Raw genomic sequence first — 25777 nt, forward strand, 5'->3', positions numbered from 1 at the left:
TCGCAGGAAAGCATAGAAAAATGGAACTCGACATCAAGGGGATCATGGAGAGGCTGCCGCATCGTTATCCGATGCTGCTGATTGACCGCGTCGTCGAAATGGTGCCTGGCAAGTCCATCGTGGCCATCAAGAACGTCTCGATCAATGAACCGTTTTTCAACGGCCATTTCCCGCACCACCCGGTGATGCCGGGCGTGCTCATCGTGGAAGCCATGGCTCAGGCCTCCGCCCTGTTCTCGTTCACCGACGAGAATGGCGGCCTGAAGTGCGAAGGTTCCAAGACCGCGTATTACCTGGTTGGCATCGACGGCGCGCGTTTCCGCCGCCCCGTGGTGCCGGGCGACCAGTTGCGCATCGAGGTCGAAGCCGAACGCCTGAGCCGCAGCATCTGTAAGTATCAAGCGCGCGCGACGGTGGATGGCCAGGAAGTCGCTTCGGCCAAGCTGATGTGCGCGATTCGCAGCCTGGAAGAGTAAATGGCAGGAAACATTCACCCCACCGCCGTCGTTGATCCGGCGGCAAAGCTCGACCCGACCGTCGTGGTCGGTCCGTTCGCGACCATCGGTCCCAACGTGACCATAGGCGCGGGCACCGAGATCGGCCCGTACTGCATGGTGGACGGGGTGACGACCATCGGGCGCGACAACCGTTTCTACCGGTACTGCTCGATTGGCGGCATGCCGCAGGACAAGAAGTACCAGGGCGAGCCTACCCGCCTGGAAATCGGCGACCGCAATACGTTCCGGGAATTCGTCACGCTCAACACGGGCACCGTGCAGGACGGCGGCGTTACGACGATTGCCGACGACAACTGGGTCATGGCGTACGTGCACGTTGCACACGATTGCCACATCGGCAGCAACACCATCCTGGCCAATTCGGTGCAGCTGGGCGGCCACGTCCACGTAGGCGATTGGGCCATCGTGGGCGGCCTGACCGGCGTGCACCAGTTTTCGCGCATCGGCGCGCACAGCATGACGGGCGGCAACAGCTCCCTGATGCAGGACACGCCGCCGTTCGTGCTGGCTGCGGGCAATCCGTGCCGTCCGGTGGGCGTCAACGTCGAAGGACTGAAGCGCCGCGGCTTTACGGCCGCCGACATTGCGGCGCTGCGCGACGCCTACAAGATCATCTACCGCCGGGGCCTGTCCCTGGACGCGGCGCGGGCCGAACTGCGCGCCCGCCAGCAGGCGGAGCCCGAGGTCGCCCCGCACCTGCAGACCATGCTCGACTTCCTGGACGTCGCGAGCCGCGGCATCATCCGTCCATGAACGCTCGGATCGGCATGGTGGCCGGCGAGCCTTCGGGCGACCTGCTGGCCGGTCGCATCATTGCCGGTCTGCAAGCGCGCGACGCCGGCGTGCGCTGCGAGGGTATCGGCGGGCCGCAAATGCAGGCCCGCGGCTTCGATACCTGGCACCCCATGCATGCCTTGACCGTGTTCGGCTATGTCGACGCGCTCAAGCGCCTGCCCAGCCTGCTTGGCACCTATCGCGACGTCAAGCGGCGCTGGTTGGCGCAGCCGCCCGCCGTGTTCGTCGGTATCGATGCGCCGGACTTCAATCTGCGGCTGGAACACCAGTTGCGCCAGGCGGGCACGCCCACCGTGCATTTCGTCGGACCGTCGATCTGGGCCTGGCGCTATGAGCGGATCCATAAGATCCGCGAGTCGGTGTCGCACATGCTGGTGCTGTTCCCGTTCGAGGAAGAGATCTACCGCAAGGAAGGCATTCCGGTCACCTATGTGGGCCATCCGCTGGCTGGCGCCGTGCCCATGCAGCCCGACCGCGCCGCGGCGCGCGAGCGCCTGGGTATCGACCAGAATGCGCGCGTGCTGGCGATCCTGCCGGGTAGCCGCTCGTCCGAGATCCGTCTGCTGGCGCCGCGCTTCCTGCAAGCCGCGCAGATCCTGCAGAAGAAGGATCCGGCCCTGCAATGCGTCGTCCCCATGGTCAACGACCAGCGGCGCGCGGAGTTCCAGGCCATCCTGGCCCAATACCCCGTGCCTGGACTGCGCTGCGTCACCGCGAACGATCTGCACGGCGAGGGCGGAGAGCGCCAGGCGCCCGTGGCCTGGTCCGTCATGGAAGCGGCCACGGCAGTGCTGGTGGCCAGCGGCACCGCCACCCTGGAAACGGCGCTGTACAAGCGGCCCATGGTGATTTCCTACGTGCTGTCGCCCTGGATGCGCCGCATCATGGCCTGGAAGTCCGGCCAGCAGCGTCCCTACCTGCCCTGGGTGGGGTTGCCGAACGTACTGCTGCGCGATTTTGCCGTGCCGGAGCTGCTGCAGGACGACGCCACGCCCGAGAAACTCGCGGAGGCGACCTGGACGTCCCTGACCGACGACGCGGGCAGGGCGCGCATCGAAGCCCGCTTTACCGCCCTGCATCAGGAGCTGCTGCGCGACACGCCCGCGCTGGCTGCGCAGGCGATCCTGGAGGTGGCCGGTGGAGCAGCCTGACCTGTTCGCGGCTCCTGAACAGCCCGTCATGATCACGGCAGGCGTGGACGAGGCGGGCCGCGGCCCGCTGGCGGGCGCCGTGTACGCGGCGGCGGTCATTCTGGATCCGGCCCGGCCCATCGCGGGCCTGGCGGATTCCAAGGTGCTCAAGGCCGCCACGCGCGAGGCGCTGGCGCTCGAGATCCAGGAATTTGCCGTGGCCTGGTGCATCGCCAGCGCCAGCGTGGCCGAGATCGACAGCATGAACATCCTGCGCGCCACGATGCTGGCGATGCAGCGCGCGGTGCAGGGCTTGTCCACCTTGCCGCAGCTGGCGCTGGTGGATGGCAACCAGGCTCCCAAGCTCGGCTGCACCGTGCAGACCGTCATCAAGGGCGACGCCCTGGTGCCCGCGATTTCCGCGGCTTCCATTCTTGCCAAGACCGCGCGCGATGCAGACCTGCTGCGCCTGCATGCCCTCTATCCCCAATATGCCTTCGATCAGCACAAGGGTTATGGCACCCCGCTGCATCTGGAGATGCTGCGCGAGCACGGCCCCTGCGCCGAACATCGGCGCAGCTTCGCCCCCATCAAGGCCTTCGGCCTGACTTCATGAAGCACATCAGTTCTCGCGACAATCCCGCAGTCAAGGCGCTGGCCAAGCTGGCCGGCACGGCGGGCAAGCGCGGCGCGCCGGTGCTGCTGGATGGCGTCCACCTGTGCCAGGCCTGGCTGCAGCATCACGGCGCGCCCGATCAGGCCATCTTCGATGTGGAGCGCTTGTCCCAGCCCGACATAGCGGCGCTTGCGGCCGCTGTGCCGGACCGCGACTGCCTGGCCCTGGACGCGCGCTTGATGCAGTCCCTGGCAGCCGTGGAAAGCGGGCAGGGCGTGGCCTTTCAGGTGACGCCGCCGGTTCTGGACTTGCCTGACGCTGTGGACGAGAACTGCGTGCTGTTCGACCGCATCCAGGATCCCGGCAATGTCGGCACGTTGCTGCGCACCTGCGCCGCAGCGGGCGTGAAGCGCGTCTTCCTGGCCACGGGCACGGCCGCGGCCTGGTCTCCCAAGGTGCTGCGCAGCGGCCAGGGCGCCCATTTCGCCTTGGCCATCCACGAACACGTGGATCTGGCTGCCTTGCTGCCGCGGCTGAAGGTGCCGCTGGTGGCGACCGCGCTGGACGGCGCGCGCGATCTGTACGAAGGCTTGTTGCCGGAACGTTGCGCCTGGGTGTTCGGCCACGAAGGCCAGGGCGTGGCAGCGGAGCTGATTGCCGCCGCCAGCCTCAAGGTGCGTATTCCGCACGACATGGTGGCGATGGAATCGCTCAATGTGGGCGCCGCAGCCGCGATCTGCCTTTTCGAGCAGCGGCGCCAGGCTTTGCGCGGCAAGCCGGACTGAACGCCGATCTGCCCTTCGTTTCGCCGCTTTTCCGCGGATTGCGGGCACCGTCCCCTGTTTATACTGCCCCGTTTGCCCGAGCCGGAGCGGTCCTGAGCCGCGTCTGGCGGCCGGGATCCGATCAAGGACGGGACATGAAAAGCTGGATCAAATCGAGTCTTGCCGCGCTGGGCGCGGCGGTGTTGCTTTCTGCGTGCGCCGGTCCCCGGTACGGCGATGTGGCGGACCGCATCCCGGCGCTGGAGGCTGCGGAAGGCCGGATTTACTTCTACCAGCCCGTGACGTCCAACGGCGGCAAGGTCGCGCAGCCCGCGATCCTGGTCGACGGCCGCAAGGTCGGTCGCTCCAAATCCGGTCGTTTCTTCTTCGTGGACCGCGCGCCCGGCGAGGTGGAAGTGATCACCGCCACTGACCGCAAGGAGCGCAAGGACGCGCTCAAGGTTCCGCTGGCCGCCGGGCAGACCCAATATGTGCGCGTCGATATTGCGGGCGGCAGGCAGGTCCTGAGGTTGGAGGGCTCCGCTGACGTAGCCGTGCAGGCGATGTCTGACCTGCGCTATTGGGGGGCGGGACGCCGCGAGCGCGAGCCGCTGCGCTATGAGTAAAATTACAATATGTAGTGTTTAAATTCATTCACATACTTTCGCGCCTGGACCAATCATGTTGGGTGGCCAGCGGGATCGGCAAATCGGAGAAGACGGAATGAAGCGCAGGTTCAAGATGGTGGCCGCCGCCGTGCTGGGCGCGGCCTTGTTGGCAGGTTGCGGCGGACCCCGGTACAAGGACGTCGCCAGCACCATCCCCATGATGGTGCCGGAAACGGGGCGGATCTACTTCTACCAGCCGCCGGCGCCGGTTGGCGTGGTGTCGGCCCAGCCATACCTGCGCGTGAACGGCGTCAAGGTCGGCCGTTCCAAGCCGGGCAGCTTCTTTTACGTGAACCGGCCTGCCGGCCAGTACGTGGTCGACACCTTGCGCGACGACGAACAACTGTCGTTCACGCTGGCCCCGGGCCAGACCCGTTACGTGCGCTTGAGCATCGAAGGCGTGAGCGGCAATTCGTCCAATATGGGTCGCCAGGACATGCGCCTGGAAGACTCGGAGGCGACCGCCCAACAGGAAATGGGACCGCTGAAGTACTGGGGCGCGGGCTCGCGCGAACGCGTCAAGCTGCGTCCCTGATCCGGAGCACGTTGCAGGAGAGGGCGCGCCATGGGCGCGCCCTTGTCGTTTTCAGCCCCGGTCCAGGCCGACTTCCTGCAGCACCGTCGTGGCGATCTCCTCGATCGATTTGGTGGTGCTGGACAGCCAGGAAATGCCCTCGCGGCGCATCATGCGTTCGGCCTCGGCCACTTCGTAGCGGCATTGCTCCAGCTGCGCGTAGCGGCTGTTGGGGCGGCGCTCGTTGCGGACTTCGGCCAGGCGCTCGGGCTGGATCGACAGGCCGAACAGCTTGCCGCGGTGCGGGGCGATGGTCGAGGGCAGGGTGCCGCGCTCGAAATCGTCCGGCGTCAGCGGGAAGTTGGCGGCCTTGATGGCGTATTGCATGGCCAGGTACAGGCTGGTGGGCGTCTTGCCGCAGCGCGATACGCCAACCAGGATCACGTCCGCCTGGTCCAGCTGGTTGACGAACTGGCCGTCGTCATGCGCCAGGCTGAAGTTGATGGCGTCGATGCGGTTGCGGTATTTTTCCGAATTGGCCTGCATGTGCGAGCGGCCGATGGAATGGCTGGACTTCAGGCCCAGCGCCTGCTCGATGTGGCTGACGAAAGTGCCAAACAGGTCCAGGAAAACGCCGTTCGCCTGGCGAACGCGTGCCAGGATATCCGGATTGACCAGGGTGCTGAACACGATCGGGGGAACACCGGCCTCCTGGGCGCTGCGATCGATGCGCATGGCCACTTCCGCGGCCTTTTCCAGCGTGTCGACAAAGGGCAGGCGGACAGGCTTGAAATTGACCTCTTCAAACTGCGAAAGCACTGACTGGCTGAAGGTTTCTGCGGTGATGCCGGTACTGTCGGAAACGATGTATACCGTGCGTACGATCGGGGTAGATGTCATGTGTAAAAAATTCCAACCAGGCAGATGGCCGGACGCACTCCACCGAGTACAATCAGGCCCCTATAAGTCACCCCAAGGGCGGTCCAAGGCCAGTTTGGTCAGCGCGTAAATCGGGGCTGTGATCCAGCTTTCCGACGCATTGACCAAACTCGCTTTCATTCCATTGTAAAAGGTGACTTCAATGTCGTACGTTGTTTTGTTCGAGCAGCTCCGCATGACGGACGTGGACTCGGTAGGAGGCAAGAACGCATCACTAGGTGAAATGATCAGCCAGCTGTCTGGCGCGGGTGTCCGCGTGCCGGGCGGCTTTGCCACGACCGCTGATGCTTTCCGCGACTTCCTCAAGGCCTCCGGCCTGGACAAGCGCATCGCCGAACGCCTGACCACGCTGAACCCCGAAGACGTGCGCGAACTGGCCAACGCCGGCTCGCAGATCCGTCAATGGATCATCGACGCGCCGTTCTCGCCCGAGTTCGAATCGCAGATCCGTACCGCCTTTGCCAAGCTCGACGCTGATGGCAAGGGCTCGTTCGCCGTGCGCTCCTCCGCCACCGCCGAAGACCTGCCCGACGCTTCGTTCGCCGGCCAGCAGGAAACCTTCCTGAACGTCGTCGGCATCGACGACGTGCTGGACAAGATCCGCCACGTGTTCGCGTCGCTGTACAACGACCGCGCCATTTCCTATCGCGTGCACAAGGGCTACGCCCACGCCGACGTTGCGCTGTCGGCCGGCATCCAGCGCATGGTGCGTTCCGACAAGGGCAGCGCCGGCGTCATGTTCACCATCGACACGGAATCGGGCTTCCAGGACGTGGTCTTCATCACCTCGTCCTACGGCCTGGGCGAAACGGTGGTGCAGGGCGCGGTCAACCCCGACGAGTTCTACGTCTTCAAGCCGACGCTGGCCCAGGGCCACTACCCGATCGTGGGTCGTCGCATCGGCTCCAAGCTGATCAAGATGGAGTTCGATCCCGAGCGTCCCGAAGGCCGCGCCGTGCGCACGGTCGACGTGCCGGTGTCCGAGCGCAACCGCTATTCGCTGACCGACGACGAGGTCAACGAGCTGGCTCGCTACGCCGTCATCATTGAAAAGCACTACGGCCGCCCGATGGACATCGAGTGGGGCCGCGACGGCATCGACGGCAAGATCTACATCCTGCAGGCGCGTCCGGAAACGGTGAAGTCGCAGCAGGGCGCCAACGACGTGCAGCAGCGCTACCGCCTGAAGGCCACCGGCCAGGTCCTGATCACCGGCCGCGCGATCGGCCAGAAGATCGGCGCGGGTCCGGTGCGCGTGGTCGGCGACATCTCCGACATGGACAAGGTCCAGCCCGGCGACGTTCTGGTCACCGACATGACGGATCCCAACTGGGAGCCCGTGATGAAGCGCGCCTCGGCCATCGTCACCAACCGCGGCGGCCGCACCTGCCACGCGGCGATCATCGCGCGCGAGCTGGGCATTCCGGCAGTCGTGGGCTGCGGCAACGCGACCGACCTGCTCAAGGAAGGCCAGGCCGTGACCGTGTCTTGCGCCGAGGGCGACGAAGGCCGCATCTATGACGGCCTGATCGAAACCGAAGTGGAAGAAGTGCGTCGCGGCGACATGCCCCCCATCGATCTGAAGATCATGATGAACGTGGGCAACCCGCAGCTGGCTTTCGACTTCGCGCAGATCCCCAACGGCGGCGTGGGCCTGGCCCGCCTGGAATTCATCATCAACAACAACATCGGCATCCACCCCAAGGCGGTGCTGGACTACCCGAACGTTGATGGCGAACTGAAGAAGGCCGTGGAATCGGCCGCCCGCGGCCATGCCAGCCCGCGCGCCTTCTTCGTCGAGAAGATGGCCGAAGGCGTGGCGACCATCGCCGCCGCCTTCTACCCCAAGCCCGTCATCGTGCGCATGTCGGACTTCAAGTCCAACGAGTACCGCAAGCTGGTCGGCGGTTCGCGCTACGAGCCCGAGGAAGAAAACCCCATGCTGGGCTTCCGCGGCGCGTCGCGCTACATCGCCGAGGACTTCGCCGAGTGCTTCCGCATGGAATGCGAAGCGCTCAAGAAGGTGCGCGATGAAATGGGCCTGACCAACGTCGAGATCATGGTGCCCTTCGTCCGCACCCTGGGCCAGGCGGCCAAGGTCGTGGACCTGCTGGCCAAGCACGGCCTGGCGCGCGGCGAAAACGGCCTGAAGCTCATCATGATGTGCGAAGTGCCGTCCAACGCCATCCTGGCCGACGAATTCCTGCAGTACTTCGACGGCTTCTCGATCGGTTCGAACGACATGACCCAGCTGACGCTGGGCCTGGATCGCGATTCGGGCATGGAGCTGCTGGCCGCCGACTTTGACGAACGCGACGAGGCCGTGAAGTTCATGCTGCGCCGCGCGATCAAGGCTTGCCTGGCCGCCAACAAGTACGTGGGCATCTGCGGCCAAGGCCCCAGCGATCACCCGGACTTCGCGCAATGGCTGAAGGAAGAGGGCATCCTGTCGATGTCGCTCAACCCGGACACCGTTGTCGATACCTGGCAGCGCCTGGCCAAGAGCTGATCGGTTTGCCGATGTGAAAACCCCGCGCCTGCAAGGGCGCGGGGTTTTTTTTATGCGTGCAGGCAGGAAAGGGCTACGCCGCCAGCGCTTCGCGCGCAATCAGCTCGCGCTTGCGGTCTATGCCCCAGCGGTAGCCAGCCAGCGAGCCATCCGTGCGCACCACCCGGTGGCAGGGAATGGCCAGCGCGATGTTGTTGGTGGCGCAGGCGCGGGCCACGGCGCGCACGGCGCGTGGGGAGCCGATGCGTTCGGCGATGTCGGTATAGGTGGCGGTTTCACCCACGGGGATCTCGCGCAGGGCTTGCCATACCTGGCGCTGGAAGGCCGTGCCGCGTACGTCCAGGGGCAGGTCCAGGCCGCGAGAGGGGTCTTCGACGAAGCCCACCACGGCCGCCACCCAGCCTTCGAATTGCGCGTCCGCGCCGATCAGGCGGGCGGCCTTGAAGCGGTCCTGCAGGTTGCGCACCAATTGTTCCGGGTCTTCGTGCAGCGCGATTTCGCAGATGCCGGTATCGCTTGCCGCCACCAGCAGCGCGCCCAGGGAGCATTGCGCCACCGCGAAGCGGATATCCACGCCCTCGCCACTCTTGCGAAAGGCGGTGGGCGTCATGCCCAGGATGGCGGGAGCGGCTTCGTAGAAGCGGCCGCTGGAATTGAAGCCGGCGTCGTACATGGCGTCCGTGACGCTCGCGCTCTGCTTCAGATGCTGGCGGGCGCGGCTGGCGCGCAGGGCGTCGGCGTAAGCCTTGGGGGTGATGCCGGTGGCCGCCTTGAAGACGCGGTGGAAATGGAAGCGGCTCATGCCGGCCTGTTCGGCCAGGGTGGACAGATCCGGCGGCTGCTCGGCTTCCAGGGCGCGGCAGGCGCGCTCGATGGCGGCGGCGTGCTGTTTGCTCAGGGCGGCGGCTTGGTTCATGAAAAAGCTCCTGTTGCGCGTGGATTCGCGCGCTTGGACCCATCGTCTCAAAAGCCTTCCGCCGCCGCACTCCGTATATTGCGCGGTGGCCGCGCAGGGCGCTACGCGGGTGCGTAGGCGTCCAGAAAGCGCCGCAGGAGGCCGCCCGCGACGGGCGTGGCGCGGACATTGGCGGACAGCCCCGGGACGTCGAGATTTTCAGCCGCATAGCGGCGGCCGAAGCGTTCCAGATGGGCGCGGATGAAGTCAGGGCCGAATTCGGGATGGAACTGGGTCGAGAACACGTTGCGGCCGATGCGGATCATCTGGTGTTCGTCCAGGTCCGAGCGCGCCAGCACGGCGGCGCCAGGCGGCGGCTGCAGCACGGTCTGCGCATGCAGCATCTGGGCGGGGAAGGTGGACGGCAGTCCGGCCAGCAGCTTGTCGCCGGCCGCGGGCGGCAGCAGTTCCACGGTCTGGGTGCCGACTTCGCGCCCGGCGGGGTTGTAGCCGACCTTGCCGCCCAGCGCGTAGGCCAGCAACTGATGGCCGTAGCAGACGCCGAACATGGGCAGGCCGGCTGCGGCGGCTTCGCGCAGCCAGGCGGCGGTGTCCTCGCTCCAGGGTTCCTTGTCGGTCACCATGGCGGGCGAACCCGTGATCAGCGCGGCGCGATAACGGGCGGGAGCCTGCGGCCGCTTGCCTTCATGGACGGGCACGATTTCCATGGCCTCGGCGGTCAGGCCGGCGGCCTGCGCGAGTTGTTCGGCATAGCCGCCGAACTGGCTTTTGAGCGTGTCGTCCGGATCGCCGGTGTGCAGGATCAGGACGGGGAGAGCGGTGGGTATTGCAGCGGTCATTGGGGGCTTGTGCGTAAAGGATGCGGGCGCCGGGTTCCAGGGGGAGATCCACCGCCAGCGCACATCATAATCCAGCCCTCCGATCCGTGATGAAAGGCGCTTTTCCGTTCCGTCCCGGAAATACGTACAATTCCGCTCAGAGACTCATCCTTTCGGGCGAACGAAGACTATGTGGATTTGGCTGGGATTGGCTGCGCTGGCCCTGATCGGGGAATTGGCGACCGGCACTTTCTATCTGCTGCTGGTGGCCCTGGGGCTGGCGGCGGGGGGTGTCGCCGCATGGTTCGGCGCAGGCCTGGAATGGCAACTGGTAGGCTGCGGCATCGTGCTGCTGCTGGGTTTGCTGGTGCTGCGCAAGACCCGCGTGCTGAAAAAGCGCGAGGTCGATTCCGCCCGCAATGCCGACGTCAACCTGGACATCGGCCAGACGGTGTCGGTAGAAGCCTGGTCCGACCAGGGCACCGCGCGCGTCTGGTACCGCGGCGCGCACTGGCAGGCAGAGCTGGCCCAGGGCCAGCCGCCCGTGGCCGGAGAACAAACCATCATCGAAATGCGCGGCTCGATCCTGGTGCTGGCCCCCAGGGGCGTGCCGGGTTCGGTCTGACGAAGGCCATCCCGCCGCGGGCGGGACCGGCTGCGGGCGTCCGCAAGGTCCGGACGTTTCCCGCATATGTATTTACCAGAAGGAGAGGCTCCGAATCATGATGATCGATACATCCACCATCGTCCTGCTCGTCATCGTCGCGCTGGCGATACTGATAGTCATCAAGGCGATCGCCATCGTGCCTCAGCAGCACGCCTGGGTGGTCGAGCGCCTGGGCAAGTTCGACCGGGTCCTGTCGCCCGGCGCGGGCTTCGTTATTCCGTTCATCGAGCGCGTGTCGTACAAGCACTCGCTCAAGGAAATCCCGCTGGACGTGCCCAGCCAGGTCTGCATCACGCGCGACAACACGCAGCTGCAGGTCGACGGCGTGCTGTACTTCCAGGTGACCGATCCGATGCGCGCGTCGTATGGCTCGTCGAACTACATCTCGGCCATCACCCAGCTGGCGCAGACGACCCTGCGTTCGGTCATCGGCAAGATGGAACTGGACCGCACCTTCGAAGAGCGCGACTCCATCAACAGCAACATCGTCTCTTCGCTGGACGAGGCGGCGCTGAACTGGGGCGTGAAGGTGCTGCGCTACGAGATCAAGGACTTGACGCCGCCCAACGAGATCCTGCGCGCGATGCAGGCGCAGATCACCGCCGAACGTGAAAAGCGCGCGCTGATCGCGGCCTCGGAAGGCCGCCGCCAGGAACAGATCAATATCGCCACCGGCGAGCGCGAAGCCGCCATCGCCCGTTCCGAAGGCGAGAAGCAGGCCCAGATCAACCAGGCCCAGGGCGAGGCCGCCGCGGTGCTGGCGATCGCCGAGGCCACCGCCAAGGCCATCACCCAGGTGGCGGACTCCGTGCGCCAGCCGGGCGGCATGGAAGCGGTGAACCTGAAGGTGGCCGAGCGCTACGTCGAGGCCTTCGGCAATGTCGCCAAGGAAGGCAACACCTTGATCCTGCCGGCGAACCTGGCGGACGTGGGCGGCATGATCGCTTCCGCCATGACCATCGTGAAGTCCACCCGCAACAGCTGATAACCGCGCCTGGCGGCGCCTGACGATGATCGCTCCCGTTAACTTGCTTTTGATAGCAGCATTGGCGGGAGTGCTTGCGCTGTGCGTGCTGGGGTCGCTGGCCCGCAGCGGCATGGCGGGCATCAAGGAGGCGATACGCGCCAACCTGCTGACGCTGGCGGCTTTCGGGCTTTACGCCTTCCAGGTCACCGAGGCGCCGCTGTGGGTGTCGGTGATGGCGGCGAACACCGCCGTTGCCCTGGCGCTTTGCGCCTATTACACGGGATTGCGCCGGCTGGTCGGCCTGACCGTGCCCAAGCGTCTCATGGCGCTGGCTTCCTGTACGGCGCTGCTGGCGCTGGCGTACTACACCTATATCGATCCCCAGGTCGGGCCGCGCATGGTGGTCATGTCCTGGCTGATGTTCGGGTTCATGGTGGCCATTGCCATGACGGTCAAGCGCGGCATGCCGATGAACCGGTCGCGCTACAGCTACCATTTCGTGCGCGTGGTGGCCCTGATCTCCGCGCTGGTGTGCGCAACGCGGGCCGTCGTCTACATGTTCGACATCGCCATCGCGCAGGCCCTGCTGCTGCCCACGGCATGGAACGTCGCGTTCATGACGCTGGGCGTGCTGACGATGCCATGCCTGACCCTGGGCACCATCATGATCATCCACGACCGCATGCTGGCCGACCGCGAACAGGAGGCCAGCACCGACTTCCTGACGGGCCTGATGTCGCGCAAGGCGTGGTGGCTGCAGGCCGAGCGCTATTGCGCCCAGGCGCTGCGCACGCGGCGGCCGCTGACGCTGCTGTTGCTGGATATCGACTATTTCAAGCGCATCAACGATACCCATGGCCACGCGGCCGGGGATGCGGTGCTGCGCCATTTTGGCCTGCTGGCGACCGCCACGCTGCGCACTGGCGACCACGTCGGGCGCGTCGGCGGCGAGGAGTTCGCGGTGCTGTTTCCGGACATGCGCAGCGATGCGGTGATGGATGTGGCGGAGCGGCTGCTGGATTCGGTGCGGCGCACGCCCTGTGCGCACGGCGGCAGCACCATTTCCTATACGTTCAGCGCCGGAGTCGCGGACTGGATGCCCGGAGAGAGCCTGCAGGCGTTTTTCGAGCGGGCCGACCGCAAGCTGTATGCGTCCAAGTCGGCCGGGCGCAACCGCATCACGGGACCGGGGCAGGAGGCCGAGCGCCAGACGCTGCCCGAGGCCGCCTGATCAGTCGTCCTTGCCCTTGCGCGGGGCGCGGGTGTCGTGCTTCATCATGCGCTCTTTCTCGCGCTGCCAGTCTTTCTCGCGCGCGGTATCGCGCTTGTCGAACAGCTTCTTGCCGCGGCCCAGCGCGAAGTCCAGCTTGATGCGCCCGTTCTTGTAGTGCAGGTTGAGCGGCACCAGCGTGTAGCCGCGTTGCTCGACCTTGCCGATGAGCTTGCTGATTTCCTCGGCCTTGAGCAGCAGCTTGCGCGTGCGCATGGCGTCGGGGTGGATATGGGTGGAGGCCGTGGGCAGGGGGCTGACGTGCATGCCCAGCAGGTAGAGCTCGCCGTCGCGCACGATGACGTAGCTTTCCTTGAGCTGCACGCGGCCATCGCGGATCGCCTTGACTTCCCAGCCTTGCAGCACCAGGCCGGCCTCGTAGCGGTCTTCGATGAAATAGTCGTGCGTGGCCTTGCGATTGTCGATAATGCTCATAAAGCCCTTGTGCCTGGGTGCCGCGGGCCCGCGCTAGGCGTATTTTGGCCCCAGGTCGTGTTGTGCCGGTAAAATCGTGCCATTCTAGCCATTTGCGATAGTCGATGCACAAAGTACAACGATCCGTCCTGGTGCCTTACAGCGCCGCCCAGATGTTCGATCTGGTCGCCGACGTGGAGAAGTACCCCGAGTTCATGCCCTGGTGCGGCGGCGCCGAGGTGCAGACCCGCGACGAGCACGGCATGCAGGCCTCCATCCTGATCAGCTTCGCGGGCATGAAGCAGCGCTTCACCACCCGCAACACCCATGCCTATCCCGACCGGATCGACCTGGAACTGGTCGACGGCCCGTTCTCCAGCCTGGTCGGGCACTGGGAGTTCCAGCCGCTGGCCGAGGACGCCTGCAAGGTCCTGTTCACCATGGAGTACGCGTTTTCCAACCGCGCGCTGGAAATGGTGGTGGGCCCGGTGTTCAACCGCATCGCCACCAGCTTCATCGATTCCTTCACCAAGCGCGCGCAGGCCAAGTATGGCGAATGAGCCGTCCGCGGCGCAGATCGGCGTCAGCGTCTGTTATGCCCTGCCGGGCCATGTCTGGCTGCGTGAATTGCGCCTGCCCGACGGCGCCACGGTGGCCGACGCGCTCGCGGCCAGCGGCTTTGCCCAGGCTTTTCCGGTGGTGCAGCCCTGGAGCCGGGGCGTGGGTATTTTCGGACGCGCCACCGAGCCGCAGGCCAGGCTGGCCGATGGCGACCGGGTGGAAATCTACCGCGGCCTGAGTTTCGATCCCAAGGAATCGCGGCGCCGCCGCGCCGAACACCGCCGCGCCAAGACGGCCAAGAACGGCAGGGTGCGCCCGGCCGGGCTGCTGTAGGGAAGCGCTCCGAGGGGCGCGCGCGCCGCCCCGCACAATGTCGCAAATAGGACAAATTCCTTTGCCGCTTCCGGCGTAACATAGGCACCGTCACGCATTTACGTTTACGTCAACGTCATGTCAAAATCGACGAGCTGGCGTTCACGAGACGGCAGCAACGCCAACAGACAATACTCAGTACAACAGGAGACAGGCTGTGGACTTGGAACTGACCGACGAGCAACGCGCTTTTGCGCAGGCGGCGCGCGACTACGCCGAGGGCGAACTGGCGCCCAACGCGGCGCGCTGGGACGCCGAAGGCATCTTCCCGCGCGAGGCCTTCGCCCGTGCGGGCGAAATGGGTTTTTGCGCCATCTATGCCAGCGAGGACATCGGCGGGCTGGGCCTGCCGCGCCTGGATGCCACCCTGGTGTTCGAGGAAATGGCGGCGGTCGACCCGTCGACCACGGCCTTTCTCACGATCCACAACATGGCCACCTGGATGGTCGGCAAGTGGGGCCAGCCCGCGCTGCGCGAAGCCTGGGGGCCGTTGCTGGCCAGCGGCCAGAAGTTGGCGTCCTATTGCCTGACCGAGCCCGGCGCCGGTTCGGATGCCGCATCGCTGTCGACCCGGGCGCAGCGCCAGGGCGATGACTACATCGTCAACGGCGCCAAGGCCTTCATTTCGGGCGGTGGCGACACAGACCTGCTGGTGGTCATGGCGCGCACCGGCGGCGAGGGCGCGGGCGGCATCAGCGCGTTCGCCATTCCGGCCGACAGCGAGGGCATAGGCTATGGCCGCAAGGAAGAGAAGATGGGCTGGAACAGCCAGTCCACGCGCCCCATCACCTTCGAGAACGTGCGCGTGCCGGCGGCCAACATGCTGGGCCAGGAGGGCGAGGGCTTCAAGATCGCCATGAAGGGCCTGGACGGCGGACGCATCAACATCGGCACCTGCTCGGTCGGCGCGGCGCAAGGCGCGCTCGATGCCGCCCGGCGCTACATGGACGAACGGCGGCAGTTCAACCGCCGCCTGGCCGAGTTCCAGGCGCTGCAATTCAAGCTGGCCGACATGGCGACGCACCTGGTGGCGGCGCGCCAGATGGTGCGCCTGGCGGCCTGCAAGCTGGATGCGGGGGCGCCGGACGCGGCGACCTACTGCGCCATGGCCAAGCGCTTCGCCACCGACATGGGTTTCCAGATCTGCCTGGACGCGCAACAGATCCACGGCGGCTACGGATACCTGCGGGACTATCCCTTGGAGCGTCTGGTGCGCGATACTCGCGTTCATCAGATTCTGGAGGGGACCAACGAGATCATGCGCGTGATCATCGCCCGCCAATTGTTGGAAAAAGGAGCCGACATAAGATGAATGCACCGGTGCTGTTCGAAGAAAAAACCGCTGCCAATGGAGTACGGTTCGGGATCGCGACGCTGAATTCGCCGCAGACCCTGAACGGCCTGTCGCTGGAAATGGTGGACCTGCTGGCCGAACGGCTGGACGCCTGGGCCCGCGATCCCGGCGTGGCCCTGGTGGTCCTGCAGGGTGCGGGCGACAAGGCCTTCTGCGCGGGCGGAGACCTGCATGGCCTGTACCGCAGCATGACGGAAAACGCCGGCAAGCCGGGCTGGAACAACGCCTACGCGCGCCGCTTCTTCGAGCACGAGTACCGGCTGGACTACCGCATCCACACCTATCCCAAGCCGGTGCTGTGCTGGGGCCATGGCATCGTCATGGGCGGCGGCATCGGCCTGATGATGGGCGCCAGCCACCGCGTGGTCAGCGAGACCTCGCGCCTGGCGATGCCGGAGGTCACGATCGGCCTGTTCCCGGACGTGGGCGGCAGCTGGCTGCTGAACCGCATGTCAGGCAGGATCGGACTGTTCCTGGCCTTGACCGGCGCGCAGCTGGGCACGTCGGACGCTTTCTTCGCGGGCCTGGCGGACTTCCGCCTGGATCACGCGGATTGGCCCAAGCTGCTGGCTTCGCTGGAAGAGCAGCCCTGGGCCGGCCAGGCGGCCGGCGCGGCGGAGGACGCCATTCCTCCGCGCGCGATCAACGACGGCCTGCTGCGCCGCGCGCTGACGGCGCTGGAGCCCAAGACGCCGCTGGCGCCGGGCAACTTGCGGCAGCACTCGTTCCTGATCAACAGCCTGTGCAGCGGCAATCGCCTGGACGACATCTACGAAGAACTGGCCGCGCTGAAGGACCACGAGGATCCGTGGCTGGCGCGCGCGGCGCAGACGATGCTGGCCGGCTCGCCCGGATCGGTGCGCCTGTCGTTCGCGCTGCAGCAGCGGCTGCGCCTGCGCTCGCTGGACGACGTTTTCCGTGCCGAGTACATCGCGGCGCTGGCCTGCACCGCCCATGGCGATTTCGCCGAGGGCATCCGCGCCTTGCTGATCGACAAGGACAAGAAGCCGCGCTGGAATCCCGCCGTCATCGACATGGCGACCGACGCCTGGGTGCAGAAATTCTTTGACGAACCCTGGCCCGAGGGCGAGCCCCACCCGTTGGCGGACCTGGGCCAGGAAGGCCGCTAGGCGCGACGCGGCGGCGGACCGGCCGCCGCCCGCCGGCGCGGCAACGCTAGTACCACGATGGTTTCACACCTATAGCAATAGCAACAGGAGACAAGACATCATGAGCAGCATCGCGTTTATCGGTTTGGGCAATATGGGCGCGCCCATGGCATTGAATCTGGTCAAGGCCGGACATAGCGTGACGGTTTTCGATCTGGTGCCGGCAGCGGTGAAGACCCTGACGGACGCCGGCGCCCGCGCCGCCGCGTCCGCTTCGGAAGCCGTCAAGGGCGCCGAGGTGGTGGTTTCGATGCTGCCCGCCAGCAAGCACGTCGAAGGGCTGTACCTGGGCGAGGACCTGCTGGGCAAGATCCCGTCCAGCGCGCTGGTCATCGAATGCAGCACCATCGCGCCGGACTCGGCGCGCAAGGTGGCGCAGGCGGCCGAGGTGCGCGGCATCGCCATGATCGACGCGCCGGTGTCCGGCGGCACGGGTGGCGCAGCAGCCGGCACGCTGACCTTCATCGTCGGCGGCCAGGCCGCGGCGCTGGAGCGCGCCCGTCCGGTGCTGGAAAAAATGGGCAAGAACATTTTCCACGCAGGCCCGGCCGGCGCCGGCCAGGTGGCCAAGATCTGCAACAACATGCTGTTGGGCATCCTGATGGCGGGCACCTCCGAAGCCCTGGCCCTGGGCGTGGCCAACGGGCTGGATCCCAAGGTGCTGTCGGACATCATCGCCAAGAGCTCCGGGCGCAACTGGGCCACGGAACTCTACAACCCCTGGCCCGGCGTGATGGAGCACGCGCCGGCCTCCAAGGGCTACGCCGGCGGCTTCGGCGTGGACCTGATGCTCAAGGACCTGGGCCTGGCGGCCGAGGCCGCCCTGTCGGCGCGCGCCTCGATCCCGCTGGGGGAGCTGGCGCGCAACCTGTATTCGCTGCATAGCTCCGGCGGTTCGGGCAAGCTGGACTTCTCCAGCATCGTCAACCTGGTCAAGCGCGAGCAGGACTGACATGGCGTCATCGCAAGCGCCGCTGGACCCGGCCGCCAGGGTCCAGGAGAGCTTCGCCCGGCAAAGCATCATGACATTGCTGGGTGCGCAACTGGACGTGGTCGAGCCGGGCAGGGTGGACATCGTGCTGCCTTACCGAGCCGACCTGTGCCAGCAGAACGGCTTTCTGCACGCCGGCATTTCCACGACCATCGCCGACAGCGCCGGCGGCTATGCCGCCTACACGCTGTTTGGGCCTGGCGAGGACGTGCTGACCTCGGAGTTCAAGATGAACTTCCTGGCGCCCGCCAAGGGTAGCCGCTACGTGGCCAGCGGCCGCGTGGTCAAGCCGGGCAAGCGCCTGTCCGTCTGCCAGGTCGAGGTGCATGCGTACGACGGCGAGCAAGCCACGCTTTGCGTGATAGGCTTGCTTACCGCGGTGCGCGTGACGCCGCGCTGAATCCCGCGCGTGGCGGGTCCTGCGCAAGCCGGACCCGCCACGCGTTCATCGCGCGGCGCATGGGTTTCTGGCAATGCCTTCAAAAGAACATCATCGGATTTTCCGCAGCAACTGGCTGCGCGCGGCCGTCCTGGGCGCCAACGACGGGATCGTGTCCACCGCCAGCCTTATTACCGGCGTGGCGGCGGCCCAGGTCACGCATGACGCCATCCTGACCTCGGGCGTGGCCGGACTGGTGGCGGGGGCGCTGTCGATGGCGGCGGGCGAATACGTGTCGGTGCGGTCGCAGGCCGATACCGAGGCCGCCGACCTGCGCATGGAGCAGCGCTCGCTCAAGCGCAATTCCGGCGAGGAACTGGCCGAACTGATCGACATCTACGTGGCGCGCGGCCTGACCCGCGACCTGGCCGAGCAGGTGGCGCGGCAATTGACCAGCCACGATGCGCTGGACGCGCATGCCCGCGACGAGCTGGGTATCTCCATCCATAACCGCGCCCGTCCGGTGCAGGCCGCGGTGGCGTCCGCGGCCTCGTTTGCGGGCGGCGCGGCCTTGCCGCTGGCCGTGGCGGCGACAGCGCCTTTGCCGCAATTGATTGTGTGGGTCATCGGCGCATCGGTCGCCTGTCTGGCCGGCCTGGGCGCTCTGGCTGCGGGCGCGGGCGGCGCGCCCAAGGGGCCGGCCGCGTTGCGGGTGACGATCCTGGGCGGCCTGGCGATGGCGGTGACGGCGGGGGTGGGCGCGCTGTTCGGCGTGGCGGTGTAAGGGCCGGCTTGGGAGCGTCCGGCCCGGCGCAACCGCGCCGGCTCAGGCGCGGCGGCCTTTGGTTTACGGCGTGATGGAGTAGGGCAGCGCAGCGGTTGCAATGCGCGGACCGTCCGCGGCGCCCAGCCGCAGGTCGCCTTCCGGCAGCGCCGCCAGCGTGGTTTCGAATAGCACCGAGACAGCGCCTTGCGCGCCGGCCGCGTCCACGATCCGTCCGGTGGGTTCGCCGGGCTGGCTGGCGTCATAGACATCCATGCCGGCCAGCGCCTGGCCTTGGATTGCGGCGTCGGCAATGGTGCCGTATGCCATGCGCCGCTTGACCGTGCCGCGGTAGTGGCTGCGCGCCACCACTTCCTGGCCCGGATAACAACCTTTGGTGAAACTGACGCCCTGGATCAGGTCCAGATTGACCGTTTGCGGGATAAATACGTCCTGCGTGGCCGCGGTGATCCACGGGATGCCTGCGGCCAGGTCGGCGGCGTGCCATTGCGCGGCCGGCGCCAGGCCTAGCGCGCCTGCCAGCGCGGCGGACTGTTCCAGTTGTTCGTCGGACGCGATCCACCACCAGCGCAGGCGCGCGTCGGCGGACGGCGCGGCGATCCAGGTGCCGGACGGCAGGTCGGCGCGCTGCCAGGGTTCGCGCGGCAGCGCGCCGGCGGCGGCTTCCAGCGCGGCCACGTCCGTGGCCGAAGCCGTCACGCCCGCCACATGCAGCGGGGTGGCGGCGAGCTTGGCCTTGGCGCGCAGCACGAACATCGACAGGCGCTTGAGCAGCGCCTGCGCCAGATCCTGGCGCACCAGGCCATAGAGCTGGGGCGCGTCGTCCGCGCCGGGGGCGGCGCGCCACATCACCAGGGTGGCCAGCAGGCGGCCCTTGGCGGTGCAGTAGCCGGCCAGGCGGGCGGCGTCCCGGGGCAGGCCGGTGACGTCCTGCGTGAGCTGGCCGTGCAGGAAGCCGAGGGCGTCCGCGCCGGATGCGGAAAAGACCAGGAAGTCGTCCAGCGGCGCAATTTGCGCGCAACCTTCCGCGCGGGCGGGAATCGAAGAATGGAAAGCGTGCATGGAGGCGGTGTTATCGCGTCATCAAAGTGCTGATGATAGCCGTGTTCCCCTCCGGGCTGGGCCATGTCCCCGCGGCGCGCAGGGCCGCGCGCTACGTTCCGCCCCTCTTTAGCCGCAACAGGTCCGCGCGATCAATTAAACTTCCGACACTTATGAAGAAGCGACTCTTTTTTTTCGTCCTGTGGTTTTTCCTGTTGATTGCGCTGGCTGCCGCCGCAGCCGTGGGCGGCGCCTGGTATTGGGCGCACAAGCCCATGCAGCTGAAGGCCGACAGGATAGATTTCGTGGTGGATCCGGGCAGCAGCCCGCGCACGGTGGCGCGGGTGCTCAACGATGCCGGCGTGCCGGTCTGGGAGCCTGGCTTCATCTGGATGGCGCGCCTGTCCGAACTCGACAAGCAGATGAAGGCGGGCGGCTACCAGGCCATCAACGGCGACTCGCCCTGGAAGTTGCTGGAACGCCTGGCGCGCGGCGACATGACGCAGCGGCAGATCACCTTCCTGGAGGGCTGGACCTACCGCCAGATCCGCCAGGCGCTGCGCGCGAATCCCGACGTCAAGCAGACGCTGGGCGAAACCACCGATGAAGAACTGATGGAACGCCTGGGCTCGGAAATCAAGCAGCCGGAAGGGCTGTTCTTCCCGGACACCTATATCTTCACGCCCGGCAGCACCGATTACGACCTGCTGCGCCGTGCCTACCAGGAAGGCCAGCGCATCCTGCAGGACACCTGGGCCAAGCGCCAGCCGGACCTGCCGGTGACCACGCCCTACGAGGCCCTGGTGCTCGCATCGATCGTTGAAAAGGAAACCGGCCATGGGCCGGATCGCCGCCGCGTGGCCGGCGTATTCACCAACCGGCTCAAGATCGGCATGCTGCTGCAGACCGATCCCACCGTGATCTACGGCATGGGCGACGCCTACCAGGGCCGCATCCGCAAGCGCGACCTGCAGACCGACACGCCCTGGAACACCTATACGCGTCCGGGCCTGCCGCCCACGCCGATCGCGGCGCCTGGCCGCGCGGCGCTGTTGGCCGCGGTGCAGCCGGAGCAGCACAAGTTCCTCTTTTTCGTTTCCCGCGGCAACGGCACCAGCGAGTTCTCGGTCAACCTGAACGAGCACAACCGCAACGTTTCCCGCTATATCCTGGGCCAGGGCCAAAGCCAGAATGCCGCGCCCGGCCCGGCTTCGAGCCGCGGCGCAGCGACTGGCAACCAGGCCAACGGCACGCCCGCAGCCGCGCCCAGCGCCAGCCCGGCGCCGGACGCCGCGCCCGAGCCGGATCAGGGACAGGCACAAGTACAAGGACAAGACCAATGACCACGCGCGGACGCTTTATCACGCTGGAAGGCGTGGACGGCGCGGGCAAGAGCACGCACACCGTCTGGATCGCCGATTTCCTGCGCGCGCAGGGGCTGGACGTGGTGTCCACCCGCGAACCCGGCGGCACGCCCTTGGGCGAGAAGTTGCGCGCCTTGCTGCTGACCGACCCCATGGGGCTGGACACCGAGACGCTCCTGATGTTCGCCGCACGCTGCGAACATCTGCATCAGGTCATCGAACCCGCGCTGGCGCGCGGCGCCTGGGTGGTCTGCGACCGCTACACCGATGCCACCTATGCCTACCAGGGCGGCGGGCGCGGCCTGGGCGCGGCGCGCGTGGCCGCGCTGGAAGCCTGGATGCAGGCGGGCCAGCCCGACCGCACCTGGCTCTTCGACGTGCCGCTGGAAGTGGCGCGCGCCCGGTTGACCGACGCGCGCGAGCCGGACCGCTTCGAGCGCGAGGGCGCGGCCTTTTTCGAACGCACCCGCGAGGCCTACCACGCCCGCGCCGAGGCTGATCCGAAGCGCATCCGCATTGTCGATTCCACCCAATCCATTGCCCAGATCCGCACCGGCCTGGAGGCGGGACTGCGTGAATTGCTGGGGCAGGCGGCATGAACGCGACCCGCGCCGCCAAAGATGAGGACGCCACGGCTTCCAACGCGCCGCAGTTCCTGCCCTGGCAGGCCGAGACGGCGCGCAACTGGCTGGGCAACCGCGACCGCTTCGCCCACGCCTGGCTGATCCATGGGTTGGCCGGCATCGGCAAGCTGGACTTCGCGGTCGCCGCGGCGGCCAGCCTGCTGTGCGAAACGCCGGACAATGGCCTGGCCTGCGGCCGTTGCGCCGCCTGTGCCTGGTTCGCCAGCGGCAATCATCCCGACTTGCGCCGCATCCGGCCCGAAGCCGTGGCGGTGGAAGAGGGGGCGGACGCCGCCGAACCCTCGGAAGACGCCGAACCCGCCACGGGCGCAGCCAAGCGCGCGCCGTCCAAGGAAATACGCATAGACCAGATCCGCTCCCTGGAGTCCTGGTTCAACACCGCCACGCACCGCGGCGGCTGGCGCGTGGCGCTGCTGTACCCGGCCCATGCGCTGAACGTGGTGTCGTCCAACGCCTTGCTCAAGGTGCTGGAAGAACCGCCGCCGCACACGGTGTTCCTGCTGGTCGCGGACGCGCCGGACCGCCTTTTGCCCACGCTGGTGTCGCGCTGTCGCCGCCTGCCGCTGCCGGCGCCCGACCCGGACACCGCGCTGCAATGGCTGCGCGAGCAAAACGTGGAACCGGCCCGCGAATGGCTGGCGGCCGCCGGCGGCGCGCCGCTGGCGGCGTTGAGGCTTGCCCAGTCTAACGAGGCCGCTTGTCCGCCCTGGCTGACCCAGCTGGTCGGGCCGCTGTCCAAGGGCCAGTCGCCCGACGTGGGCACGCTGGCCGAGGCCCTGGAAAAGGTGGCGGCCACTGAGTGGATCGACGCCTTGCAGCGCCTGTACACCGACCTGATGCTGGCCAGCGCGGGGGCGCCGTCGCGCTACTTCCCGGCCCTGGGCAGCGCGGTCGCGCAGGTTGCCGCGCGCATGAATCCGGCCAAGGTCGCCGAGGCCGCGCGCTGGCTGACGCGCCAGCGCGCGCTGGCCACCCATCCTTTGAACGCCAAGCTCTTCGCCCACGCGACCCTGCAGCGCGTGGTGCTATCCTGCCTGGCGTAAGCCTTTGATCCGGCGGCGCTTCGTCCGGCAAAGGGCGCGGCGCCGCGGCACTTGTATCCAGACTCATCATGTACGTCGATTCCCACTGCCATTTGAACTTCCCGGAACTGGCGGCCGACCTGCCGGCCATTCTTGACCGGATGGCCGCCAACCAGGTCACCCACGCGCTGGTCGTCAGCGTCAACATGCCGGAATGGCCGGGCTTGATGTCGCTGGTCGAACCGCAGGCCAATCTGTGGGCCTCGGTCGGCGTGCATCCCGATTACGAAGACACTCCGGACCCCACGCCCGAAGAGCTGGCGCGCCTGTCCGAGCATCCCAAGGTGGTGGCCATCGGCGAGACCGGGCTGGACTACTACCGCCTGTCCGAACCGCTGGACTGGCAGCGCGAGCGTTTTCGCCGCCACATTCGCGCCGCCCGCGACACGGGCCTGCCCCTGATCGTGCACACGCGCTCGTCCGCCGAGGACACCGTGCGCATGCTGCGGGAAGAGCGCGCGGCCGAGGTCGGCGGCGTGATGCATTGCTTTACCGAAAATTGGGAAGTGGCACAGGCTGCGCTGGACCAGAACTTCTATATTTCCCTGTCCGGCATCGTGACCTTCAAGAATGCGCAGATCGTGCATGAAGTGGCCGCCAAGGTGCCGCTGGACCGCTTGCTGATCGAAACCGATTCGCCGTATCTGGCGCCGGTGCCGTACCGCGGCAAGCTGAACGATCCGTCCAAGGTGATCCACGTGGCCGAGAAGATCGCGGATCTCAGGGGCATACCCGTGGCCGAAGTGGCGCGTGCATCAACCGAAAATTTCTTCCGTCTTTTCAATAAGATAAAGAAATAATCTAATCTAATTTATTTAAAGTGATTTATAGGAAATCCATGGCTGCCCGCAACGCTTCCGTCCAGAACGCCTTCTTGTCGTGTTGCCGTGGAGCGCTGCTGGCGCTGGCCGTGGGCATGGCGGTTCCCGCTGCGGCGCAGGCCGCCAATCCCGGCGATTGGTGGGTCTACGTCGCCAATGACTACCCGGACGACATCAAGGAACTGCTGGCGCGCGGCGAAGATCCCAACGTGCGCTACAAGAATGGCCAGCCCGCGCTGATGCGCGCGGTGGTGGACGGCGCCTGGAAGGTGTTCGACGTCATCGCCGCCGACAAGCGCACCGACGTCAACGCCGAGAACCCGGCGGGCGAGACGCCGCTGATGTACCTGGCCATCGCCGGCCAGACCGAACGCGCCAAGAAGCTGATCGCGCGCGGCGCCCAGGTCAACCGCCTGGGCTGGACGCCGCTGCATTACGCGGCCTCGAAGGGCCAGCTGGAAATGGCGCGCCTGCTGCTGGCGCACAAGGCCATGGTCAACGCGCCCGCGCCCAATGGCGAAACGCCGCTGATGATGGCGGCGCTGTCGGGCCGCAAGCCCATGGTGGACCTGCTGCTCAAGGCGGGGGCGGACGTGGGGTCGCGCGATACCAAGGGCCAGACCCCGGCCGATTGGGCCAGGACGGGCAAGTCCACGGCAGTGGCGGCGGAACTGGACAAGCTGATCGCGCAACAAGAAGAAACCCGCCGCAAGCTGCGGGCGGCGCGGCCGGCCGAAGAAGGCGCCGAGGCGGCGGGGACGACAACGGGCGCGGCAGCGGGCGCGCCGGCCAGTGCGGAGCAGGGCGCGGCAGCCGCGCAGGCTCCCGCCGCAGAAAAGAAAGCCCCGGCCGCGTCTTCCGCGGTCCAGGGCGTTTCGGGCGTGAAGCTCAATAACTACGACGAGCCCGCCGCGCCCTGAGGCGCGGGCTTGCCCAAGGCCGGCCCGCAAGGGGCCGGCCCGATTCAGATCACGTAGTTCTTGTAGCGCTCGATGTAGTCGCGGGCGCTGCCGTTCAATTCGCGCACGCAGCGCTCGGCCTCGTCGCCGTCGCCGCGCACCATGGCGTCCAGCAGGGCGCGGTATTGCTTGATCCCCATCTCTGAGCGGCCCGGCAGCAGGGCCACGCGGCGCATCGACACGCGGGTGCGGTCGTAGATGCGCTCGATCATGTCGCTCAGCACCGGATTGCGCGCCAGTTCCTTGATGTGGTTGCGGAACTGCTCGATCGTGGCCACGTGCGCCTCGATGTCGCCGCTTTTCAGGCTTTGTTCGAAGGGCTCGCCCAGCAGGGCCTGCATCGCTTCCCAGTCGGCGGGCGTGGCGTTGGCCATGGCCAGCCGCACCGCCAGTCCGTCCAGGGCTTCGCGCACCTGATACAGGCGATAAGTGGTTTCCATGTCGACCAGGGCCACCACGGCGCCCTTGTTGGGCACCCGTTCCACCAGCGCGCGGTCTTCCAGCGTCGCCAGCACTTCGCGCGCCTTGGCGCGCGGGATGTCATAGGCCTGCGCCAGGTCTTCTTCCGGCACGCGGGTGCCGGGCAGCAAGGCCTGCGACGCAATGCGTTCCCGCATATCCAGTATGACTTCGTGGGTGGAGGCCGCCTTGCGTGTTTCGGGGGCGGCGGCGTCAGCAGAGGCAGTCGCGCGTTTAGTGGGCATGTAGGCACCTGGGTTGAGTGGGGCAAAGCATATCACAATTTGAACGC

At 66.9% G+C, this 25777-nt stretch carries 29 protein-coding genes; 23 read left to right on the forward strand and 6 right to left on the reverse strand.

The window, feature by feature from the left end; translation table 11 throughout:
* Positions 1-20: 20 nt before the first annotated feature.
* The 7 genes from fabZ (at position 21) to AC1RHV_RS01420 (ending at position 5026) form a co-directional block, all read left to right on the forward strand.
* Positions 21-476, forward strand: coding sequence for a 3-hydroxyacyl-ACP dehydratase FabZ (gene fabZ / locus AC1RHV_RS01390; RefSeq protein WP_008167730.1), 456 nt, complete (start codon positions 21-23; stop codon positions 474-476).
* Positions 477-1271, forward strand: coding sequence for an acyl-ACP--UDP-N-acetylglucosamine O-acyltransferase (gene lpxA / locus AC1RHV_RS01395; protein ID WP_125470835.1), 795 nt, complete (start codon positions 477-479; stop codon positions 1269-1271).
* Positions 1268-2464 carry a lipid-A-disaccharide synthase gene (gene lpxB, locus AC1RHV_RS01400; RefSeq protein WP_125470834.1) on the forward strand — a complete coding sequence of 399 codons (1197 nt, stop codon included), beginning with the start codon at positions 1268-1270 and terminating at the stop codon, positions 2462-2464. The genes lpxA and lpxB overlap by 4 nt, the downstream gene beginning before the upstream one ends.
* Entirely contained in the window at positions 2451-3059 is a 609-nt protein-coding gene (gene rnhB, locus AC1RHV_RS01405) for a ribonuclease HII (RefSeq protein ID WP_370127902.1), read from the forward strand. Before lpxB ends, rnhB begins: the two co-directional genes overlap by 14 nt.
* Positions 3056-3844 (forward strand): TrmH family RNA methyltransferase, encoded by a 789-nt coding sequence (locus AC1RHV_RS01410; protein ID WP_192354193.1) that lies wholly within the window; start codon positions 3056-3058, stop codon positions 3842-3844. Before rnhB ends, AC1RHV_RS01410 begins: the two co-directional genes overlap by 4 nt.
* Positions 3845-3978: 134 nt before the next feature.
* The gene (locus AC1RHV_RS01415) at positions 3979-4449 is read left to right on the forward strand and encodes a DUF2846 domain-containing protein (RefSeq protein ID WP_175180810.1); all 471 of its coding nucleotides are present in this window, start codon (positions 3979-3981) and stop codon (positions 4447-4449) included.
* 97 nt (positions 4450-4546) lie between these two features.
* Positions 4547-5026: a DUF2846 domain-containing protein gene (locus AC1RHV_RS01420; protein ID WP_054456732.1), complete on the forward strand. Its 480-nt coding sequence runs from the start codon at positions 4547-4549 to the stop codon at positions 5024-5026.
* A gap of 51 nt (positions 5027-5077) precedes the next feature.
* On the opposite strand, the gene ppsR is transcribed toward AC1RHV_RS01420, so the two are convergent.
* Complete coding sequence (ppsR, locus tag AC1RHV_RS01425) at positions 5078-5905, reverse strand: posphoenolpyruvate synthetase regulatory kinase/phosphorylase PpsR (protein ID WP_042793329.1); 828 nt, start codon at positions 5903-5905, stop codon at positions 5078-5080.
* Between the two features lie 181 nt (positions 5906-6086).
* On the opposite strand from ppsR, the gene ppsA reads away from it, so the two are divergent.
* On the forward strand, positions 6087-8453 hold the full coding sequence (gene ppsA, locus AC1RHV_RS01430; protein WP_054456733.1) for a phosphoenolpyruvate synthase: 2367 nt from the start codon (positions 6087-6089) through the stop codon (positions 8451-8453).
* 73 nt (positions 8454-8526) lie between these two features.
* Here ppsA and AC1RHV_RS01435 read toward each other — a convergent pair whose 3' ends face one another.
* Both AC1RHV_RS01435 and AC1RHV_RS01440 read right to left on the reverse strand, forming a co-directional pair.
* Positions 8527-9369, reverse strand: coding sequence for a bifunctional transcriptional activator/DNA repair enzyme AdaA (locus tag AC1RHV_RS01435; protein ID WP_054456734.1), 843 nt, complete (start codon positions 9367-9369; stop codon positions 8527-8529).
* Between the two features lie 101 nt (positions 9370-9470).
* Complete coding sequence (locus tag AC1RHV_RS01440) at positions 9471-10208, reverse strand: glutamine amidotransferase (protein ID WP_054456735.1); 738 nt, start codon at positions 10206-10208, stop codon at positions 9471-9473.
* Between the two features lie 169 nt (positions 10209-10377).
* Here AC1RHV_RS01440 and AC1RHV_RS01445 point away from each other — a divergent pair, with 169 nt between their 5' ends.
* The 3 genes from AC1RHV_RS01445 (at position 10378) to AC1RHV_RS01455 (ending at position 13052) form a co-directional block, all read left to right on the forward strand.
* Entirely contained in the window at positions 10378-10812 is a 435-nt protein-coding gene (locus tag AC1RHV_RS01445) for an NfeD family protein (RefSeq protein ID WP_054456736.1), read from the forward strand.
* A gap of 100 nt (positions 10813-10912) precedes the next feature.
* Positions 10913-11839: an SPFH domain-containing protein gene (locus tag AC1RHV_RS01450; protein ID WP_054456873.1), complete on the forward strand. Its 927-nt coding sequence runs from the start codon at positions 10913-10915 to the stop codon at positions 11837-11839.
* Between the two features lie 25 nt (positions 11840-11864).
* On the forward strand, positions 11865-13052 hold the full coding sequence (locus AC1RHV_RS01455) for a GGDEF domain-containing protein (RefSeq protein WP_054456737.1): 1188 nt from the start codon (positions 11865-11867) through the stop codon (positions 13050-13052).
* Here AC1RHV_RS01455 and smpB read toward each other — a convergent pair whose 3' ends face one another.
* A complete protein-coding gene (smpB, locus tag AC1RHV_RS01460) occupies positions 13053-13526 on the reverse strand; it encodes an SsrA-binding protein SmpB (protein ID WP_054456738.1) in 474 nt (157 codons plus the stop codon).
* Positions 13527-13630: 104 nt separating this feature from the next.
* On the opposite strand from smpB, the gene AC1RHV_RS01465 reads away from it, so the two are divergent.
* The 7 genes from AC1RHV_RS01465 (at position 13631) to AC1RHV_RS01495 (ending at position 19115) form a co-directional block, all read left to right on the forward strand.
* Entirely contained in the window at positions 13631-14065 is a 435-nt protein-coding gene (locus AC1RHV_RS01465; protein ID WP_042793335.1) for a type II toxin-antitoxin system RatA family toxin, read from the forward strand.
* The gene (locus AC1RHV_RS01470) at positions 14055-14399 is read left to right on the forward strand and encodes an RnfH family protein (protein WP_054456739.1); all 345 of its coding nucleotides are present in this window, start codon (positions 14055-14057) and stop codon (positions 14397-14399) included. Before AC1RHV_RS01465 ends, AC1RHV_RS01470 begins: the two co-directional genes overlap by 11 nt.
* Before the next feature lie 196 nt (positions 14400-14595).
* Positions 14596-15750 (forward strand): acyl-CoA dehydrogenase family protein, encoded by a 1155-nt coding sequence (locus AC1RHV_RS01475; RefSeq protein ID WP_054456740.1) that lies wholly within the window; start codon positions 14596-14598, stop codon positions 15748-15750.
* Positions 15747-16922: an enoyl-CoA hydratase/isomerase family protein gene (locus AC1RHV_RS01480; RefSeq protein ID WP_054456741.1), complete on the forward strand. Its 1176-nt coding sequence runs from the start codon at positions 15747-15749 to the stop codon at positions 16920-16922. The genes AC1RHV_RS01475 and AC1RHV_RS01480 overlap by 4 nt, the downstream gene beginning before the upstream one ends.
* Positions 16923-17022: 100 nt before the next feature.
* Positions 17023-17913, forward strand: coding sequence for a 3-hydroxyisobutyrate dehydrogenase (gene mmsB, locus AC1RHV_RS01485; RefSeq protein ID WP_054456742.1), 891 nt, complete (start codon positions 17023-17025; stop codon positions 17911-17913).
* Between the two features lies 1 nt (position 17914).
* Positions 17915-18352, forward strand: coding sequence for a PaaI family thioesterase (locus tag AC1RHV_RS01490; protein ID WP_054456743.1), 438 nt, complete (start codon positions 17915-17917; stop codon positions 18350-18352).
* Positions 18353-18425: 73 nt separating this feature from the next.
* Positions 18426-19115: a VIT1/CCC1 transporter family protein gene (locus AC1RHV_RS01495; protein ID WP_054456744.1), complete on the forward strand. Its 690-nt coding sequence runs from the start codon at positions 18426-18428 to the stop codon at positions 19113-19115.
* Positions 19116-19178: 63 nt separating this feature from the next.
* On the opposite strand, the gene ygfZ is transcribed toward AC1RHV_RS01495, so the two are convergent.
* Positions 19179-20177, reverse strand: coding sequence for a CAF17-like 4Fe-4S cluster assembly/insertion protein YgfZ (gene ygfZ, locus AC1RHV_RS01500; RefSeq protein ID WP_492299622.1), 999 nt, complete (start codon positions 20175-20177; stop codon positions 19179-19181).
* 152 nt (positions 20178-20329) lie between these two features.
* Here ygfZ and mltG point away from each other — a divergent pair, with 152 nt between their 5' ends.
* The 5 genes from mltG to AC1RHV_RS01525 all read left to right on the forward strand — a co-directional run bounded on the left by mltG (position 20330) and on the right by AC1RHV_RS01525 (position 24987).
* The gene (mltG, locus tag AC1RHV_RS01505; RefSeq protein ID WP_054456746.1) at positions 20330-21499 is read left to right on the forward strand and encodes an endolytic transglycosylase MltG; all 1170 of its coding nucleotides are present in this window, start codon (positions 20330-20332) and stop codon (positions 21497-21499) included.
* Positions 21496-22119, forward strand: a complete 624-nt coding sequence (tmk, locus tag AC1RHV_RS01510) for a dTMP kinase (RefSeq protein WP_192327492.1) — start codon at positions 21496-21498, stop codon at positions 22117-22119. The genes mltG and tmk overlap by 4 nt, the downstream gene beginning before the upstream one ends.
* Positions 22116-23207: a DNA polymerase III subunit delta' gene (gene holB / locus AC1RHV_RS01515; RefSeq protein ID WP_054456748.1), complete on the forward strand. Its 1092-nt coding sequence runs from the start codon at positions 22116-22118 to the stop codon at positions 23205-23207. The genes tmk and holB overlap by 4 nt, the downstream gene beginning before the upstream one ends.
* A gap of 68 nt (positions 23208-23275) precedes the next feature.
* The gene (locus AC1RHV_RS01520; protein ID WP_054456749.1) at positions 23276-24046 is read left to right on the forward strand and encodes a TatD family hydrolase; all 771 of its coding nucleotides are present in this window, start codon (positions 23276-23278) and stop codon (positions 24044-24046) included.
* 38 nt (positions 24047-24084) lie between these two features.
* The gene (locus AC1RHV_RS01525) at positions 24085-24987 is read left to right on the forward strand and encodes an ankyrin repeat domain-containing protein (protein ID WP_175213251.1); all 903 of its coding nucleotides are present in this window, start codon (positions 24085-24087) and stop codon (positions 24985-24987) included.
* 44 nt (positions 24988-25031) lie between these two features.
* Here AC1RHV_RS01525 and AC1RHV_RS01530 read toward each other — a convergent pair whose 3' ends face one another.
* Positions 25032-25730 (reverse strand): GntR family transcriptional regulator, encoded by a 699-nt coding sequence (locus AC1RHV_RS01530; protein WP_054456751.1) that lies wholly within the window; start codon positions 25728-25730, stop codon positions 25032-25034.
* Positions 25731-25777: the final 47 nt, after the last annotated feature.

Source organism: Achromobacter sp. GW823-FHT04E03 (assembly GCF_058796095.1).